The organism is Bradyrhizobium sp. TM239 (genome assembly GCF_036247985.1).
In the GTDB taxonomy this organism is placed as follows: domain Bacteria; phylum Pseudomonadota; class Alphaproteobacteria; order Rhizobiales; family Xanthobacteraceae; genus Bradyrhizobium; species Bradyrhizobium ottawaense.
The window spans coordinates 324,730-341,418 of the sequence record NZ_BTIR01000008.1 but is presented as its reverse complement, the minus strand read 5'-3'; the positions used below and the strand labels follow the sequence as shown (position 1 = coordinate 341,418).

The window sequence follows — 16,689 nt, the reverse complement described above, 5'->3', positions numbered from 1 at the left end:
CGAGTCGATCTGTATTCGAAAGGTGACTGTCTCGCAGGGATTTCTCTCATTCTGAAACATTTGGATACGTGATCAAGCTTACCAAGATTTCATGTGATATTGCTGCCACAGTGGCACCTGAGCCTTTCCATCCGACCGCACCAACCCCCGCGCGGCGTTGGTTCAGTCGTACGCTCCGGCCGCTCCATCTCGCCTGGCCTTCAATTCCCGAAAGGGAGCCATCCCTCGAGCAGATATGATTTCGGCCATCCAGACCATCCACGTCCCTCGGGTGTCGGCTCATCTCACCCTTGGAAAAAAGCGGTCGCGAAGCGGCTGGTGGCGACCGTCATCTTCCGTGCTCTGGCGGAGTTCAGCCATTTCCTCCTATCGATATCTCGCCGCGTGGCCGAACGCATCATCGCCGGCCTCGCTTCTCGAGAATATCGCTGTTTGGACAGGCGTTTCAGCCGGTCTCGCCGCAGCGCAAAAGCCTTCCCCTTTGGCCTCCCAAGCACTAGGTTCTGACCAACCAGATCAACCCCCTTGGTAGCGATTTCCCCGACATGACCATTCGAAATGACGTTGTCGAAGCCATCGGCAACACCCCGCTGATCAAGCTGAAGCGCGCCTCGGAACTGACCGGCTGCACCATTCTCGGCAAGGCCGAGTTCATGAATCCCGGCCAGTCGGTCAAGGATCGCGCCGGCAAATGGATGATCCTGGAGGCCGAGAAGCGCGGCGAGCTCAAGCCCGGTGGTCTCGTGGTGGAAGCGACCGCCGGCAATACCGGCATTGGCCTTGCGGTCGTCGCGAGCGCGCGCGGCTACCGCACCCTGATCGTGATCCCGGAAACGCAGAGCCAGGAGAAGAAGGATTTCCTGAAGCTGTGCGGCGCCGAGCTGATCGAGGTGCCGGCCCTGCCCTACGCCAATCCCAACAACTACCAGCATGTCGGTCGCCGTCTTGCTGACGAGCTGCGCAAGACCGAGCCGAACGGCGTGCTGTTCGCCGATCAGTGGAACAACCTCGACAATGCCAAGGCGCATTACGAGTCCACGGGCCCCGAAATCTGGGAGCAGACCGGCGGTAAGGTCGACGGCTTCGTCTGCTCGGTCGGCAGCGGGGGCACGCTGGCTGGTGTCAGCCGTTACTTGAAAGAGAAGAACAAGAACGTGCGGATCGCATGCGCCGATCCGCACGGCGCCGGCATGTATGAATACTTCAGGACCGGCGATCCCAAGGCGACGCCGGGTGGCTCGATCACCGAGGGCATCGGCCTCAACCGGGCGACCGCCATCGTGGAGACCGCGAAGGTCGATGATGCCTATCTCATTCCCGATGCCGAAGCCGTCGGCGTGATCTACGAGCTGCTGCAGCACGAGGGCCTGTGCCTCGGCGGCTCGACCGGTGTCAACATCGTGGGCGCCATACGCCTCGCCAAGCAGCTCGGGCCCGGCAAGACCATCGTCACCGTGCTGTGCGATTCCGGCAGCCGTTATCAGTCGAAGCTGTTCAACGCGGACTTCATGCGCGCCAAGAACCTGCCGGTGCCGGAATGGTTGGAGAAGCGCAGCAACATCAAGCCACCCTTCGTGTGATCGTCACGCGCCCCCTCTGGTCGGGGACGCGCCTCCACAAACTCAGCGCGGTTCGGCCGGCTTACACGACCTCGCCGCGCTCCGCAGCGGCGGCACAATAGTCGCGCCAGAACTGGCGATAGCCCTCCTCGACCCTGCGCGTATAGATCTCGACATTGCCGGCCGCCGTGGCTGCGATCCGAGCCGGCAAGCTCGCGCGCAACTTCGCGAGATACTCGGGCTGCGAGGCAAATTTGCGGGCGATCTCGACATAGCCGTCGTCGTCCTCGGCGACCCAGTCGTCAAGCCCGACCGCCGCCACGATGGCACCGCCGGCGCGCGAGGAGGCGCCGTGGCCGAGCTTGGCGACGACTGGAACGCCCGCATAAAGGGATTCCCAGGTGCTGACGCCGCCATTCTGCGGAAATGGATCGAGCGAAATATCGACTCTCGCGAAGGCCTGAAGATGTTCCGCGCGCGCTGACGAGCCCAGGCAGGTGATGTTCTCTGCTGGGATGCCCTGGTTCACGAGTCGCGCAAGAAGGCCATCGCGTACCAGAGAATCGTCAAGCAGCGTATGTTTGATGATGATCTTCGATCCGATCACCTCGCGCATCACTTTCGACCACACGCGGATCGCCTCGTCCGAGATCTTGTTGACGCGGTTGAACACGCCGAAAGTCACATGGCCGTTGCGGAGCATGGGAAGCTCCAAAGCAGGCACATCCAGGATCGGATCGATCGTGATCAGGCACGGCAGATCGTAGACCTTTTCGGCCAGCAGATGACGGGCCGATTCCGGAATGAAGATCGGATCTGCGAGCACGTAGTCCATGGTCTGAAGGCCCGTGCCTGTGGCGTGTCCAAAGCCCGTGACCTGAATCGGGGCCGGCTTGCGGGCGAAGACCGGAAGCCTGTTGCCGGTCGTATGCCCGGACACGTCGATCAGGATATCGACCTTGTCGGCCTCGATACGATCGGCCAGCTCATCGTCCGAAAGCTGCGCGGCGTCGACCCAGACGTCCGCCAACGACTTGAACTTGGCTGTCATCTCATCTCGTACCGACGAGCACGAATAGCAGACGATCTCGAACTTGGCGTGATCATGGTGGCGCAGCACCGGTAAGAGGCCAAACGCCGCCGAGTGGTACCAGAACTCGGCCGCGACATACCCGACCACGATCCGCCTGCCGGGATCGAGCTGCCGGGGTGCGAGCTTCCTCTGTGGCAATCTGGCGCCGATCGCATCCCACCAGGATTTGCGCGCGGCCTGCTGGACCGCGAAATCGGCCTCGGAGAGAAAGTCGAGAAAGTAGATCTTCCGCGCGATCAAGTCCGGCTGGTCCGGCGCAATTGCCAGAGCGGCGGCGAGATGTTCGATGGCGGCTGCGATCTCTCCCTGGTTGGCAAAGCAGGAGCTCAGCAGCGCCAGCGCGATCGCCGAGCGCGGATTTTCCTCGAGCAACGCCGTGCAGGCCAGAATCGCCTGCGCCGTATTTCCCATGCTCAGCGCGACTTCTGCCTTCCCCCGCAAAGCCACTTCGAGCTTCGGTGAAAGCGCCAGTGCCGCGTCAAAATCCGCAGCTGCCTGTTCGGGCCGCGACAGCGCGAAATTGAGCCGTCCGCGGTGCGCGAGGAGCTTTGCCGAACCTGGCCTGATCGCGAACGCCGCTGCGAGCGCGGCTTCCGCCTCGTCGTAATGCTTGAGCTCGATCCCGACCACGCCCTTGCCGATGAGGGCTTCGGCGTGACGCGGCTGAAACAACAGCGCGCGCTCGAAACTCTGTCTGGCGCGGTCAAATCGGCCCAGCGCCAGCTCGGCCAGACCCCGATTGCAGAGCGCATCGGGGTAGTCGGGCTTCAAGGCGACGGCGCGGTCATACAGTTCGATGGCTTGTTCCGGCAGGTTCATCTGGAGCAAGGCGTTGCCAAGGCCGGCCAGGGCCGGCGGAAAATTCGGCTTCAGCGCGATCGCCCTTTCCTGGCACGCGCGGGCGGCCTCAAATTTCTGAAGGGACAGGTGGACAGCGGCGAGATTGTGATGGGCTTCGTGCGAACGTGGATCGATCGCAATTGCGCGCTCGAGCAGCTGTCGCGCCTCATCAAGGCGCCCGCCCTGTTGCACGCTCAGGCCGAGCAAATGCGTGGCGTCAAAATGATCCGGAACGGCTTGCACGATCTGGCGGCAGAGCGCCTCGCTCTCCGCATATCTGCCCTGGCCATAAGCGCTCGCCGCGGCGGAGATGATGGCGTCGGCCTGCTTCTTCAATTTCTTCTGCAATCGCGCATTCTGGAATGCGCGCGCGCCGGCACTGCTTTGCAAGGTGTTTCTCCGGAAGATGGCCCGGGGCGAGTCTAGCTGATTCGCGCGCCGAGCCGGCCGGTCGGCGCGACCGGAAATCCCCCCGGGCTATTCCGGGCCTCGCCGCAGGATCCGGCTCAGGAACCGCCCGGTGCGCCGGCCCCGCTTGCCGCAGCGTCGCCGCTCTCCGAGGCGGCGGCACAATAGTCGCGCCAGAATTGGCGGTAACCCGCTTCGAGCTCACGCGTGTAGATCTCGACATTGCCGGCGGGCGAGGCTGCGATCTGAGCCGGCAAGCCCGCGCGCAACTTCGCCAGATGCTCGGGCCGCGACGCAAATTTGCGGGCGATCTCGACATAGCCGTCGTCATCCTCGGCGACCCAGTCGCTGAGACCGACGGCGGCCACGATGGAGGCGCCGGCACGCGAAGAGGCTCCAATGCCGAGCTTGGCGACGACGGGAACGCCCTTGTAGAGGGATTCCCAGGTGCTGATGCCGCCATTCTGCGGGAACGTGTCGAGCGAAATATCGATCTTGTCGAAGGCCATCAGGTGGTCGTCGCGCGAGGTGGTGCCGAGGCAGGTGATGTCCTCCTCCGCAATGCCCTGCGCGATGAAGCGTGCGATCAGGCTATCGCGCAGCAGGGCATCATCGAGCAAACCATGCTTGAGGATGATCTTCGATCCCGGCACCTCCCGCATGATGCGCGACCACACACGGATCGCATCATCCGATATTTTGTAGATGCGGTTGAACACGCCGAAGGTGACGTAGCCGTTGCGGAGCATCGGCAGCTCGGAGGGCTGCAGATTAGTGACCGGCTCCATCGTGATCAGGCACGGCAGATCGTAGATCTTTTCAGGAAACAAATGCCGAGCCGATGGCGGAATGAAGATGGGATCCGCGAGCACATAGTCCATGGTCGGCATGCCCGTGCCCGTCGCGTGTCCGAATCCCGTGGCCTGGATCGGAGCCGGCTTTCGCGCGAAGCATTGCAGCCTGTTGCCGGTCGTGTGGCCGGAAACGTCGATCAGGATGTCGACGTTGTCGGCCTGAATACGATCGGCGAGCTCGTCGTCCGACATCTGCCAGGCGTCGACCCAGACGTCCGCCATTGATTTGAACTTGGCGGTATACTCGTCCGCTCCCGGCCAGGAATAATAGCAGATGATCTCAAACTTGGTGTGATCGTGGTTGCGCAGCACGGGAAGCAGGGTGAGTCCCGCCGAGTGCTGCCGGAATTCGGCCGCGACATAGCCGACCACGATCCGCTTGTCCGGATCGAGCGGCCGCTTCGGCAGCGTCCTTCGCGGTATCTTCGAGCCGATCGCATCCCACCAGGATTTTCGTACCGCCTGCTGGACCGCGAAATCGGCGTCCGCGAGGTAGTCGAGCAGGAAGATCTTGCCCCTGATCGCGTCTCCATAATCCGGTCGGATCGCAAGCGCGCGATCGAGATATTGGATCGCGGAGTCCATGTCTCCCTGGTTGGAATAGGCGAAGCCCAGCAGCGCCAACCCCATCTCGGATCGCGGATTTCGCTCGATCAAGGTCGTCGCGGCCGCCATCGCCTGCGCGGTCCTTCCCATGACGAGGCAGACCTGCGCCTTGCCCCGGAGGGCCAGCTCGAGCTTGGGCGAAATGGCAAGCGCCGCATCGAAATCCGCAAGCGCGGGCTCCAGGCGCTGCAGCTCGTAACTGAGCCGCCCGCGCTGGGCCAGGATCCTCGGCGCACCAGGCTTGATCGCGAGCGCCATGGCGAACTTGGCTGCTGCCTCCTCGTGGTGCCGCAGCTCCATGCTGACCATGCCGGTGCCGACGATGGCCTCGGCGTGACGCGGCTGAAACAGCAGGGCGCGATCGAAACTCTCCTTGGCGCGCATGATCTGCCCAAGCACGAGCTCGACCATGCCGCGATTGCAGAGCGCATCGGCATAATCCGGTTTGATCTTGATGGCGCGCTCGTGCATCTCGAGCGCCTGCTCGTAGAGCGCCATGTGCATCAGCGTGTTGCCGAGATTGGTCAGCGCCACCGCGAAATTCGGCTTCAGCGCGATCGCCCTCTCCTGGCACCGTCGCGCCTCCTCGTAATTGCCGAGGTCAAAATGCACGGTTGCGAGGTTGTTATGGGCATCGTGCAGGCGCGGATCGAGCGCGATCACGCGCTCCAGCAGCTCTTTCGCCTCCTCGAGGCGCCGGCCGTCGTGGGCGCACATGCCGAGCAGGTGCATGGCGTCGATATGATCCGGAAGGGCTTTCAGGATCTCGCGGCACAGCGCCTCGGTTTCGGCATATCGGCCCTGGCCATAGGCGTTCGCCGCAGCAGCGATGACGGCGTCGGCCTGCTTCATCAACTTCTTCTGCAATCGCGCATTCTGGAATGCGCGCGCGCCGCCGCCGCTGTTCTGCAAGGTGTCTCTCCGGAGGATGCCCTCAGAGGAGTCTAACTGATTCGCAGGCCCGGCCGGCCGGTCACCCAACCAGCAGCGCCTCCGGGATTTCCCGGGGGGCGGCGCAAGGTCGGACTACGCCACCTCGCCGCGTTCCGAGGCGCCGGCACAATAGTCGAGCCAAAAACGACGATAGGCCGCCTCGACCTCACGCGCGTAAACTTCGACGTTGCCGGCAGGCGAGGCTGCGATCCGAGCCGGCAGCTCCGCACGCAATTTCGCCAGATGAGCGGACTGCGCCGCATATTTGCACGCGATCGCGGCATAGCCGTCGTCATCCTCGGCGACCCAGTCGTCGAGGCCGACGGCCGCCACGATCGAGCCGCCGGCGCGTGACGAAGAGCCGTTGCCGAGCTTGGCGACGACCGGAACGCCCGCATAGAGGGATTCCCAGGTGCTGATGCCGCCATTTTGCGGAAAGGTATCGAGGGAGATGTCGACTTGCGCAAAGGCCAGCAGATGCTCGTGCCGCGTGGTCGAGCCCAGGCAGGTGATATTGTCTTCGGCAATGCCGTGCGCCACGAACCGCGCGATCAGGCCGTCGCGCAGCAGGGGATCGTCGAGCAGCCCGTGCTTGATGATGATCTTCGAACCCCTCACCTCGCGCATCACTTTCGACCACACCCGGATTGCCTCATCCGAGATCTTGTAGATGCGGTTGAACACGCCGAAGGTCACATGACCGTTGCGGAGCATGGGAAGCTCCGAAGGCGGCACGTCCAGGATGGGATCGATCGTGATCAGGCACGGCAGATCATGAACCTTTTCGGCCAGCAAATGGCGCGCCGATTGCGGAATGAAGATTGGATCGGCGAGCACGTAATCCATGGTCTGAAGGCCCGTGCCCGTGGCGTGTCCGAAGCCCGTGACCTGGATCGGGGCCGGCTTGCGGGCAAATACAGGCAGCCTGTTGCCGGCCGTGTGCCCGGACACGTCGATCAGGATGTCGATCTTGTCCGCCTGGATGCGATCGGCCAGCTCGTCGTCCGACAGCTGCGCGGCGTCGACCCAGACGTCCGCGAGGGGCTTGAATCTCTCGGTGATCTCGTCCTGCAGCGGCCAGCAGGAATAGCAGACGATCTCGAACCTGGAGTGATCGTGATGGCGCAGCACCGGCAACAGCGCGAACGCCGCCGAGTGGTTCCTGAATTCCGACGCGACATAGCCGACGACGATCCGCCGGCCCGGATCGAGCTGCCGGGGCGGCAGCGTCCGTTGCGGCAGTCTGGCGCCGATCGCATCCCACCAGGATTTTCGCGCCGCCTGCTGGACCGCGAAATCGGCCTCCGACTGATAGTCCAGGATGAATATCTTGCGTGCGATGGCATCTGCATAGTCCGGCGAGATTTCGAGCGCCGCGTCGAGGTGCTCGAGCGCCGTCGCGACGTCTCCCTGGTTCGCGTAGCAGGCGCCGAGAAGCACGATGGCGTAGTCCGACCGCGGGTTGTCCTCGAGCAGGGTCTTGACGGCCGCGATCGCCTGCGTCGTGTTCCCCAGCAGGAGGTTGACTTGCGCCTTGCCGCGCAGAGCGAGCTCGAGTCGCGGCGATTGCGCCAGCGCCGCATCGAAGTCCGCCGCCGCCTGCTCCAGCCGGTGCAGATCGAAATTGAGCCGTCCGCGCTGGGCCAGAATCCGCGGTGAACCCGGCTTGATCGCGAGCCCTGCCGCGAGGGCGGCTTCCGCCTCCTCGTAGTGCCGAAGCTCGATGCACACCATGCCCTTGCCGGCGATCGCTTCCGCATGACGCGGCTGAAACGACAGGGCGCGATCGAAACTCTCCTTGGCACGCTCGGACCGGCCGATCATCAGCTCCGCCATCCCGCGATTGCAAAAGGCATCGGCGTAGTCGGGCCGCAGCTTGATAGCGCGTTCGTGCAGTCCGATCGCCCGTTCGCCGAGGCCGACGTTCAGGAGCGTATTGCCGAGATTGGTCAGGGTGATCGGACAATTCGGCTTCAGCGCAATGGCCCTCTCCTGGCATGCGCGGGCGTCCTGGAATTTCTGGAGGTCGAAATAGACGGCGCCGAGATTGCCATGGGCATCGGGCGAGCGCGGATCGAGCGCAATCGCGCGCTCGAACAGTCGTTGCGCCTCCTCAAGCCGCCCGCCCTCAAACGCGCGCAGGCCGAGCAGGTGCGTGGCGTGGAAATGATCCGGAACCTCCTCCACAATCCCGCGGCAGAGCGTCTCGGCCTCGGCAAATCGGCCCTGCCGCAGCGCCTCGACCGCAAGCGACATGACGGCGTCCGCCTGCTTCCTCAACTTCTTTTGCAATCGCGCATTCTGATATGCGCGCGCACCAACACTGCTCTGCAAGGTCTCTCTCCGGGGAATCGCCCGAAAAGAGGCAAAGCTGATTCGCTGGTGCCAGGCTGGCGGGTGAGTCAGGCCGGCGCGGCCTCCGGATGGCGAGTGCTCAGCGCAGGATCTGGCTCAGGAACAGCTTCGTGCGGGCGTGCTGGGGTGCCGCAAAGAATTCGTTCGGCGTGTTGGCCTCGATGATCTGACCGGCGTCCATGAACACCACGCGGTTGGCGACCTCGCGGGCAAAGCCCATTTCGTGGGTGACGACCAGCATGGTCATGCCTTCCTCGGCGAGGTCCACCATGGTGTCCAGCACCTCCTTGACCATCTCCGGGTCGAGCGCCGAGGTCGGCTCGTCGAACAGCATGACCTTCGGGTTCATCGTCAGCGCGCGGGCGATCGCCACGCGCTGCTGCTGGCCGCCGGACATCTGCCCCGGAAACTTGTTGGCCTGATGCGGGATCTTGACCCGCTCCAGGAACTTCATCGCGTTGATCTCGGCGTCCTTCTTCGGGATGTTGCGCACCCAGATCGGCGCCAGCGTGCAGTTCTCCAGAACGGTCAGATGCGGAAACAGGTTGAAGCTCTGGAACACCATGCCGACTTCGCGGCGCACCGCGTCGATGTGCTTGAGGTTGGGGCCGAGCGCAATGCCGTCGACGACGATCTCGCCCTCCTGGAATTCCTCCAGCGCGTTGATGCAGCGGATCAAGGTCGACTTGCCGGAGCCCGAGGGTCCGCAGATCACGATGCGCTCGCCCTTGCGGACATCGAGGTCGATGTCGCGCAGCACGTGAAAGTCGCCGTACCATTTGTTGAGGCCGGAAATCTTGACGATGGGGTCGGACATGGTGACCTCGATCAGTTGCGACGGTGGGCGTTGAGGCGGTGCTCGACGAACAGCGAGTAGCGCGACATTCCAAAGCAGAAGATGAAGTAGATGATCCCGGCGAAGGCGAAGCCGGTGAACGCGGTCGAGGGCGTCGACCATTTTGGATCCGAGAACGAGGCCCGCAGCGAGCCCAGCAGGTCGAACAGCGCCACGATCGAGACCAGCGAAGTGTCCTTGAACAGCGAGATGAAGCTGTTGACGAGGTTCGGAATGACGTGACGCAGCGCCTGCGGCAGCACGATCAGCGAGGTCGTCTTCCACCAGGACAGGCCGAGGGCTGCGGCGGCCTCGCCCTGCCCGCGCGGGATCGCGGCAAGCCCGCCGCGGACGTTCTCGGCCTGATAGGCGCCCGTGAACAGCGCGATGCCGATCAGCGCGCGGACGAGGCCGTCGACGGTGAAATTACCCGGCAGGAACAGCGGCAGCATGTAGGTGGCGAAGAACAGCACGGTGATCAGCGGCACGCCGCGCCAGAACTCGATGAAGGCGATCGAGAAGATCCGGATCAACGGAATGGTGGAGCGGCGCCCGAGCGCCAGCGCGATGCCGATCGGCAGCGAGGTGACGATGCCGGTGACGGAGACCACCAGCGTGACCAGAAGGCCGCCCCACAAATTCGTCGTCACGACCGGCAGTCCACCGCGATCGAGCCCCATCAGCTTGATCACGATAGCGATGGCGCCGAAGGCAACGATGCTCGAGGCCAGAGCGCGCGAGCCGGTGCGCAAGCCGCCGCCGAGACCGAAGGCGATCAACGACACGACCGCGGTGGTGACGGCGAAATCGGCCCAGATCGACTGACCCGCGCCCTGGATCTGATCGCGCAGCCAAGTCAGCGGAAGGATCAGCCAGGAGATCGCCGTGCCGACCAGCACGATAAAACTCCCGACCGCCCACAGCAGCGGCGCGACGGCGGATGTCTTGCTGAGACCGAGCACGGCCTGCCCGGCGCCGATGATGCTGTCGTCGAACAATTCCAGCAGGCCGGCGGTCCAGCTGAGGCCAAAGCCCTTGATGCCGCCACCGTGCAGCAGAAAGAATGCGACCACAGGAAATGCGAAGAAGAACAGACTGGCGTTGAGCCCCTTCGCCGGCAGACGCGGCACGAGCAGCGGCACCAGCAGGGCCGCCGCAAGGACGAAGGTGAGGTTGACCCGCCAGCGCTCGGCCTCGGGATAGAAACCGTAGATCAATTGCGGCAGCTTGGCCTGGATGTAGGGCCAGCAGGCGCCGACCGCAAAGCCGGCGTTCTCCGCGAGGCATGCCGTGCGGTCCTTGCCGCTCCAGACCGCATCGACCATCAGGAACCTGACCGAGGGAACGATGGTGAACCACAGCAGCAAGGCGCCCACGATCGTGAGCAGGATGTTGGTCGGCGAGTTGAACAGGCGCGTGCGCACCAGCCCGACAAAGCCCGTGGTCTTCACCGGCGCGGGACGTTCGGTGAGCAGGTCCCGGCGAACGAAGCTGCTCGAGGCGATGTCGCTCATGCGCCCAGACTCCGGCTGACGCGCCAACCGTAGACGCTCATGATCGCGCTGGTGAGCAGCGAGATCAGGAGATAGATCCCCATCGTCATCGCGATGATCTCGATCGCCTGCCCGGTCTGACTCAGCGACGTGCCGGCGAACACCGAGACGAGGTCAGGATAGCCGATCGCGACCGCCAGCGACGAGTTCTTGGTGAGATTGAGGTACTGGTTGGTCAGCGGCGGCACGATGACGCGCATGGCCTGCGGCACGACGACCAGCCGGAGCGTGGTGCCGCGGCTGAGGCCGAGCGAGGCCCCCGCCTCCATCTGCCCCTTGTGGACCGACAGGATTCCGGCGCGCACGATCTCGGCGATGAAGGCGGCGGTATAGGTCGACAGCGCCAGCGTCAGCGCCACGAACTCCGGAATGATCCGCGATCCGCCGGCGAAATTGAAGCCCTTCAGCTGCGGCAGCTCGAAAGTGAAGGGCAGACCGAACACCAATATCGTGGCGAGCGGCAGCCCGAACAGCAGGCCCAGCACGGTGGGCCAGATCCGGATCATCCGCCCTTCCTGAAACAGCGCGCGCCGCGCATAGAAGCGCAAGGCCAGTGACGCGACGATACCGAGCGCCAGCATCGCCAGGAACGGCTCCAGGCCGCTCCCGCCGACCGGGCTTGGAATGACGAGGCCGCGATTGCTGATGAAGGCAACGCCGAGCAGCGAGATGCTCTGCCGCGGATTGGGCAAGGCAGCGAGCACCGCGAGGTACCAGAACAGGATCTGGAACAGCAGCGGCAGGTTGCGGATGAGCTCGACATAGATCTCGCCGACGCGGGACAGCAGCCAATTGGGTGACAGCCGGCACAGCGCGACGATGAAGCCGATCAAGGTGGCGAAGACGATGCCCACCACCGAGACCACGAGTGTGTTCAGGAGCCCGACCACGAACACGCGCAGGAAGGTGTCCGAGCCGGTATAGGAGATCAGGGTCTGGTTGACGTCGAAGCCGGCATTATTCCTGAGGAAGCCGAAGCCGGCGGCGATGTGCTGGTTTTCGAGGTTGGCACGGGCATTGGAGACGATCTCATAGCCGATCCAGCCCAGGATCGCCGCGAAGGCAAACTGGACGGCAACGCCGTTCCAGCCTGCCTTGCCACCCAGAACGCGCCTGATCTTCAGCGCGATCTGGGGTGGCGGTTTTCGGGCCTCGGTGCTCATGCCGCTGCCAGCGGATCAGATGATCAGCGGATCGGCGGCGCGTACTGAAGACCGCCCTTGTTCCAGAGATTGTTGAGACCGCGGTTGATGGCGAGCGGCGAGCCGGCGCCGACATTGCGATCGAACACTTCGCCGTAATTGCCGACTGCCTTCACGACCCGCACCACCCAGTCCTTGGTCAGGCCGAGCTGTTCGCCGAAATTGCCGTCGGTGCCGAGGACGCGCTTCAACTCGGGATTTTCCAGCTTCGCTTTCTCGTCGACGTTCTTCGAGGTCACGCCGAGCTCTTCGGCGGTGACCATCGCGAACAGCGTCCATTTCACGATGTCGAACCACTGATCGTCGCCGTGGCGCACCATCGGGCCGAGCGGCTCCTTCGAGATGATCTCGGGAAGCACCATGTGGTCGTTGGGATTGGCAAGCTTCAGGCGATTGGCGTACAGGCCCGACTGGTCGGTGGTGAAGACGTCGCAGCGTCCCGCCTCATACGCCTTGACCGTTTCGTCGTTGGTGCCGAACGCGATCACCTCGTACTTCATGTTGTTGGCCTTGAAGTAGTCGGCCAGATTCTGCTCGGTGGTGGTGCCGGTCTGCACGCAGACCGAGGCGCTGTTGAGCTCGAGCGCCGAATTCACCTTGAGCGACTTCTTCACCATGAAGCCCTGCCCGTCATAATAGGTCACGCCGGTAAAATTGGCGCCGAGCGAGGTATCACGCGAGATGGTCCAGGTGGTGTTGCGCGAGAGCACGTCGATTTCGCCGGACTGCAGCGCGGTGAAGCGGTCCTTGGCGGACAGTGGCACATACTTGACCTTGGTCGCATCGTTGAAGATCGCCCCGGCGATCGCCTTGCAGACGTCGACGTCGAGGCCAGTCCAGTTGCCCTTGTCGTCGGGCGACGAGAATCCCGGCAGGCCCTGGCTGACGCCGCAGGACAGCATGCCCCGGTCCTTGACCGTCTTGAGCGTTTGCGCATCGGCGGCCTGGGCGGAGAGGCCGGCGGCGATAGCAAGGGTGAGAGCCAGGGTTACGCGTTTCATGGGCTTTGGGCCTTTCAAAGTCGTCTCAAGGAACGTTGTCTCAGGATCATCGCTGCCAGGGCCAGGCGTATCAAGGCCAGCCCCTGCAAGAGTCATGCTGGGAAACCTTGCCGAACACTCGCCGATCCCGGGAGGCCATACCTTAATCCCTGCCGCTCGCGCCCGCCATTTTTTTGGCTGTGGCGCAAGGTCCGGTCGGACGATGGATCGAAGGTCGCGGCTGCCCCTCAACATGCGGCGACTGAATAGCACCTGCGCATCACAGAACGACTGGCCTGCCGGGTCAAGGGGTTGACGGGACTCTTCTGTGTTCTGTTATTAACGACAGCGGCCTTTTGGCCAGCCCATCGGGCGCCAAGCCCGAGCGGAAACGCGGTTTTGAAAGCAGACGCATGGATTCCTCGCACCCCTTCCAGCAGCATGCCGAGACCCGGCTGGTTACCTCCGGCCGCGACACCAAGGCGCAGAAGGGGTTCGTCAATCCGCCGGTCTTTCACGGCTCGACCGTGCTCTACCCGACCGCCGAGGACCTGCACGCCCATCGCGGCGAGTTCACCTACGGCCGCCACGGTTCCCCCACCACCAAGGCGTTCCAGGAGACGCTGATGGCGCTGGAGGGACCGCAATGCGCCGGCATCGGCATCGTGCCGTCGGGGCTGTCGGCGATCTCGACCACCCTGCTCGCGGTGCTCAAGGCCGGCGACCATCTCCTGGTCTGCGACAACGTCTATCGGCCCTCGCGCAATTTCTGCAACGGCATGCTCACCCGCTTTGGCGTCGAGACGACCTATTTCGATCCGCTGATCGGCGCCGGCATCGACAAGCTGTTCAAGCCCAACACCCGCGCAGTGCTGGTGGAGGCGCCGGGCTCGCAGTCGTTCGAGATGCCGGACATTCGCGCCATCGCCGAGGTCGCGCATGGGCGCGGCGCACTCGTCATCGACGACAACACCTGGGCGACGCCGCTGTATCACCGCTCGCTCGACCAGGGCGTCGACATCAGCATGCAGGCCGCCACCAAATATATCGGCGGCCATTCCGACATCATGTTCGGCACCATCTCGGCCAACGCCAAGGCCTGGCCGCAGATTGCGGAAGGCATCCGCCTGCTCGGCGTCTGCGCCGGTCCCGACGACGTCTTCCTCGCATTGCGCGGCCTGCGCACGCTGTCGGTGCGGCTGGCGCAGCATCACCGCTCCGGGCTCGACATGGCGCGCTGGCTCGCGGCTAGACCCGAGGTCGCGCGCGTGCTGCATCCGGGGCTCGAGACCGATCCCGGCCACGCGATCTGGAAGCGTGACTTCACCGGCGCCTCAGGCCTGTTCAGCATCGTGCTGAAGCCAGCACCGCAGAAGGCCGTCGACACCATGCTCAACACGCTCAAGCTGTTCGGCATGGGTTTTTCCTGGGGTGGCTTCGAGAGCCTCGCGATTCCCTTCGATTGCGACGCCTATCGCACCGCGACCAAGTGGGCCCCGGGCGGCCCGACGCTGCGTCTCCACATCGGCCTCGAGAGCGTCGACGACCTCAAGGCCGACCTCGACCGCGGCTTCGCTGCCCTCAAGGCGGCAATGTGAGCCTGTTCACAAGGCATCTCGACTGCGGACGCGCCAACGCGCGCCGCGGCGGACGCGCACCACGCGCCGTGGGAACGTGCAGCTGGCGTAAACGTTAACGACGACGCGCCAACAAAGGGTTTGAACCTCAAGCATTTGGCGCTAGCCTCACCAATCGACTCCAATCCGGACACGGAGCATGGGAACGTTGGTTCTGCTCGATCTGATGGGCGGCGTTGCGCTGTTGCTGTGGGGCCTGCACATGGTCCACAGCGGGATCTTGCGCGCCTTCGGTCCTGACCTCAGGCGGCTGCTGGGCAAGGCGCTGAGCAACCGCGCCAGCGCCTTTGCTGCCGGCCTCGGCCTCACCGCGCTGCTCCAGAGCAGCACCGCGACCGCCTTGATCACGAGCTCGTTCGCGGCCGAAGGGCTCGTCAGCCTCGCCGCTGCGCTCGCCATCATGCTCGGGGCCAATGTCGGCACGACGCTGATCGTGCAGGTGCTGTCATTCAACATCGCAGCCGTCGCACCGGTGCTGTTCGTGCTCGGCCTCGTCGCCTTCCGCTCCGGCCCGCGATCGCGGATCAAGGACATCGGCCGCGTCTGCATCGGCCTCGGCCTGATGCTGCTCTCGCTGCACATCCTGCTCGACACGCTGGCGCCAGCTGAGAACGCACCGGGCGTCCGCATCGTGATGTCGGCCATCACGGGCGATCCAATATTGTGCATCGTCATTGCCGCCCTCGTCACCTGGGCAGTGCATTCGAGCGTCGCCAGCGTGCTGCTGATCATGTCGCTGGCCTATTCGCAGTTCATCACGCCTGACGCGGCGCTGGCGCTGGTGCTCGGGGCCAATCTCGGCAGTGCCGTCAATCCCGTGTTCGAAGGCGCCAGGCGTGACGATCCCGCGAGCTACCGCCTGCCGGTCGGCAATCTCGTCAACCGCGTGATCGGGATTGCCCTCGTGCTGCCCTTCCTGGGCGCGATCGCCGAGCACATGCACGCCTGGCAGCCCGATCTCGCCAGGATGACGGCGGCTTTCCACATCGCCTTCAATGTCGGCACCGCCGTCGTCTTCATCGGCCTGCTCGACGCCATGTCGCGCCTGTTGACACGCCTCCTGCCCGATCGCGTGCAAGAGGCCGATCCGGCCCGCCCGCGCTATCTCGACGAGACCGCGCTGGAGACGCCGTCACTGGCGCTTGCAGACGCCGCGCGCGAGACGTTGCGGATGGGCGATCTCGTCGAGGTCATGCTGCGCAAGGTGATGGCCGCGATGATGACAGGCGACCGTGCGCTGGTCGACCAGGTCTCCAAGATGGACAATTTCGTCGACGGTCTCGACGAGGCCATCAAGCTCTACGTGACCAAGCTGATGCGGGGCAGCCTCGACGAGAGCGAAGGGCGGCGCGCGATGGAGATCATCTCCTTCGCCATCAACCTCGAGCATATCGGCGACATCATCGACAAGAGCCTGAGCGAGCTCGCCACCAAGAAGATCAAGCGCCGCTTCCAGTTCTCGGCCGAGGGGGCCGAGGAGCTCGCCGCCTTCCACAAGCGCACGATGGACTCGCTGCGGATCGCCTTCGGCGTCTTCATGTCCGGCGACGCCAATGAGGCGCGCAAGCTGCTGGTGGAGAAAACTGCACTGCGCAACACGGAGCTTGCCGCAGTCGAGCGCCACCTCGACCGCCTGCGCGAGGGCCGCCCCGAAACCATCGAGACGACCTCGCTGCATCTGGACGTGCTGCGCGACCTCAGGCGTATCCACTCGCACATCTGCTCGGTCGCCTATCCCGTGCTCGACGCAGCCGGCGTGCCTTATCGCAGGACCGAGGCGGAGACAGCGGCTCTGCCAGCCTCAGGCGCGGCATCGGCGTTGCCGCGCTAAAAC

General features: G+C 64.1%; 10 protein-coding genes. 3 read left to right on the top strand and 7 right to left on the bottom strand.

Annotated elements, in window-relative coordinates; genetic code table 11:
* Nucleotides 1-545: 545 nt before the first annotated feature.
* Nucleotides 546-1,580: a cysteine synthase A gene (locus tag AABA84_RS15380; protein ID WP_095424178.1), complete on the top strand. Its 1,035-nt coding sequence runs from the start codon at nucleotides 546-548 to the stop codon at nucleotides 1,578-1,580.
* Nucleotides 1,581-1,641: 61 nt separating this feature from the next.
* Here AABA84_RS15380 and AABA84_RS15375 read toward each other — a convergent pair whose 3' ends face one another.
* The 7 genes from AABA84_RS15375 to AABA84_RS15345 form a co-directional block, all read right to left on the bottom strand.
* A complete protein-coding gene (locus AABA84_RS15375; protein WP_338312429.1) occupies nucleotides 1,642-3,882 on the bottom strand; it encodes a tetratricopeptide repeat protein in 2,241 nt (746 codons plus the stop codon).
* A gap of 116 nt (nucleotides 3,883-3,998) precedes the next feature.
* Nucleotides 3,999-6,272: an O-linked N-acetylglucosamine transferase, SPINDLY family protein gene (locus AABA84_RS15370; RefSeq protein WP_338312428.1), complete on the bottom strand. Its 2,274-nt coding sequence runs from the start codon at nucleotides 6,270-6,272 to the stop codon at nucleotides 3,999-4,001.
* Between the two features lie 114 nt (nucleotides 6,273-6,386).
* Entirely contained in the window at nucleotides 6,387-8,627 is a 2,241-nt protein-coding gene (locus AABA84_RS15365; RefSeq protein ID WP_338312427.1) for an O-linked N-acetylglucosamine transferase, SPINDLY family protein, read from the bottom strand.
* A gap of 100 nt (nucleotides 8,628-8,727) precedes the next feature.
* On the bottom strand, nucleotides 8,728-9,465 hold the full coding sequence (locus AABA84_RS15360; protein ID WP_246549972.1) for an amino acid ABC transporter ATP-binding protein: 738 nt from the start codon (nucleotides 9,463-9,465) through the stop codon (nucleotides 8,728-8,730).
* An 11-nt stretch (nucleotides 9,466-9,476) separates the two neighbouring features.
* The gene (locus tag AABA84_RS15355; RefSeq protein WP_338312426.1) at nucleotides 9,477-10,997 is read right to left on the bottom strand and encodes an amino acid ABC transporter permease; all 1,521 of its coding nucleotides are present in this window, start codon (nucleotides 10,995-10,997) and stop codon (nucleotides 9,477-9,479) included.
* Nucleotides 10,994-12,199 carry an amino acid ABC transporter permease gene (locus AABA84_RS15350; protein ID WP_028144714.1) on the bottom strand — a complete coding sequence of 402 codons (1,206 nt, stop codon included), beginning with the start codon at nucleotides 12,197-12,199 and terminating at the stop codon, nucleotides 10,994-10,996. The genes AABA84_RS15355 and AABA84_RS15350 overlap by 4 nt, the downstream gene beginning before the upstream one ends.
* Before the next feature lie 23 nt (nucleotides 12,200-12,222).
* Complete coding sequence (locus AABA84_RS15345; protein WP_212244158.1) at nucleotides 12,223-13,239, bottom strand: amino acid ABC transporter substrate-binding protein; 1,017 nt, start codon at nucleotides 13,237-13,239, stop codon at nucleotides 12,223-12,225.
* A gap of 392 nt (nucleotides 13,240-13,631) precedes the next feature.
* On the opposite strand from AABA84_RS15345, the gene metC reads away from it, so the two are divergent.
* Complete coding sequence (gene metC / locus AABA84_RS15340; protein ID WP_338312425.1) at nucleotides 13,632-14,816, top strand: cystathionine beta-lyase; 1,185 nt, start codon at nucleotides 13,632-13,634, stop codon at nucleotides 14,814-14,816.
* Nucleotides 14,817-14,994: 178 nt separating this feature from the next.
* Nucleotides 14,995-16,686: a Na/Pi cotransporter family protein gene (locus tag AABA84_RS15335; protein WP_212244166.1), complete on the top strand. Its 1,692-nt coding sequence runs from the start codon at nucleotides 14,995-14,997 to the stop codon at nucleotides 16,684-16,686.
* Nucleotides 16,687-16,689: the final 3 nt, after the last annotated feature.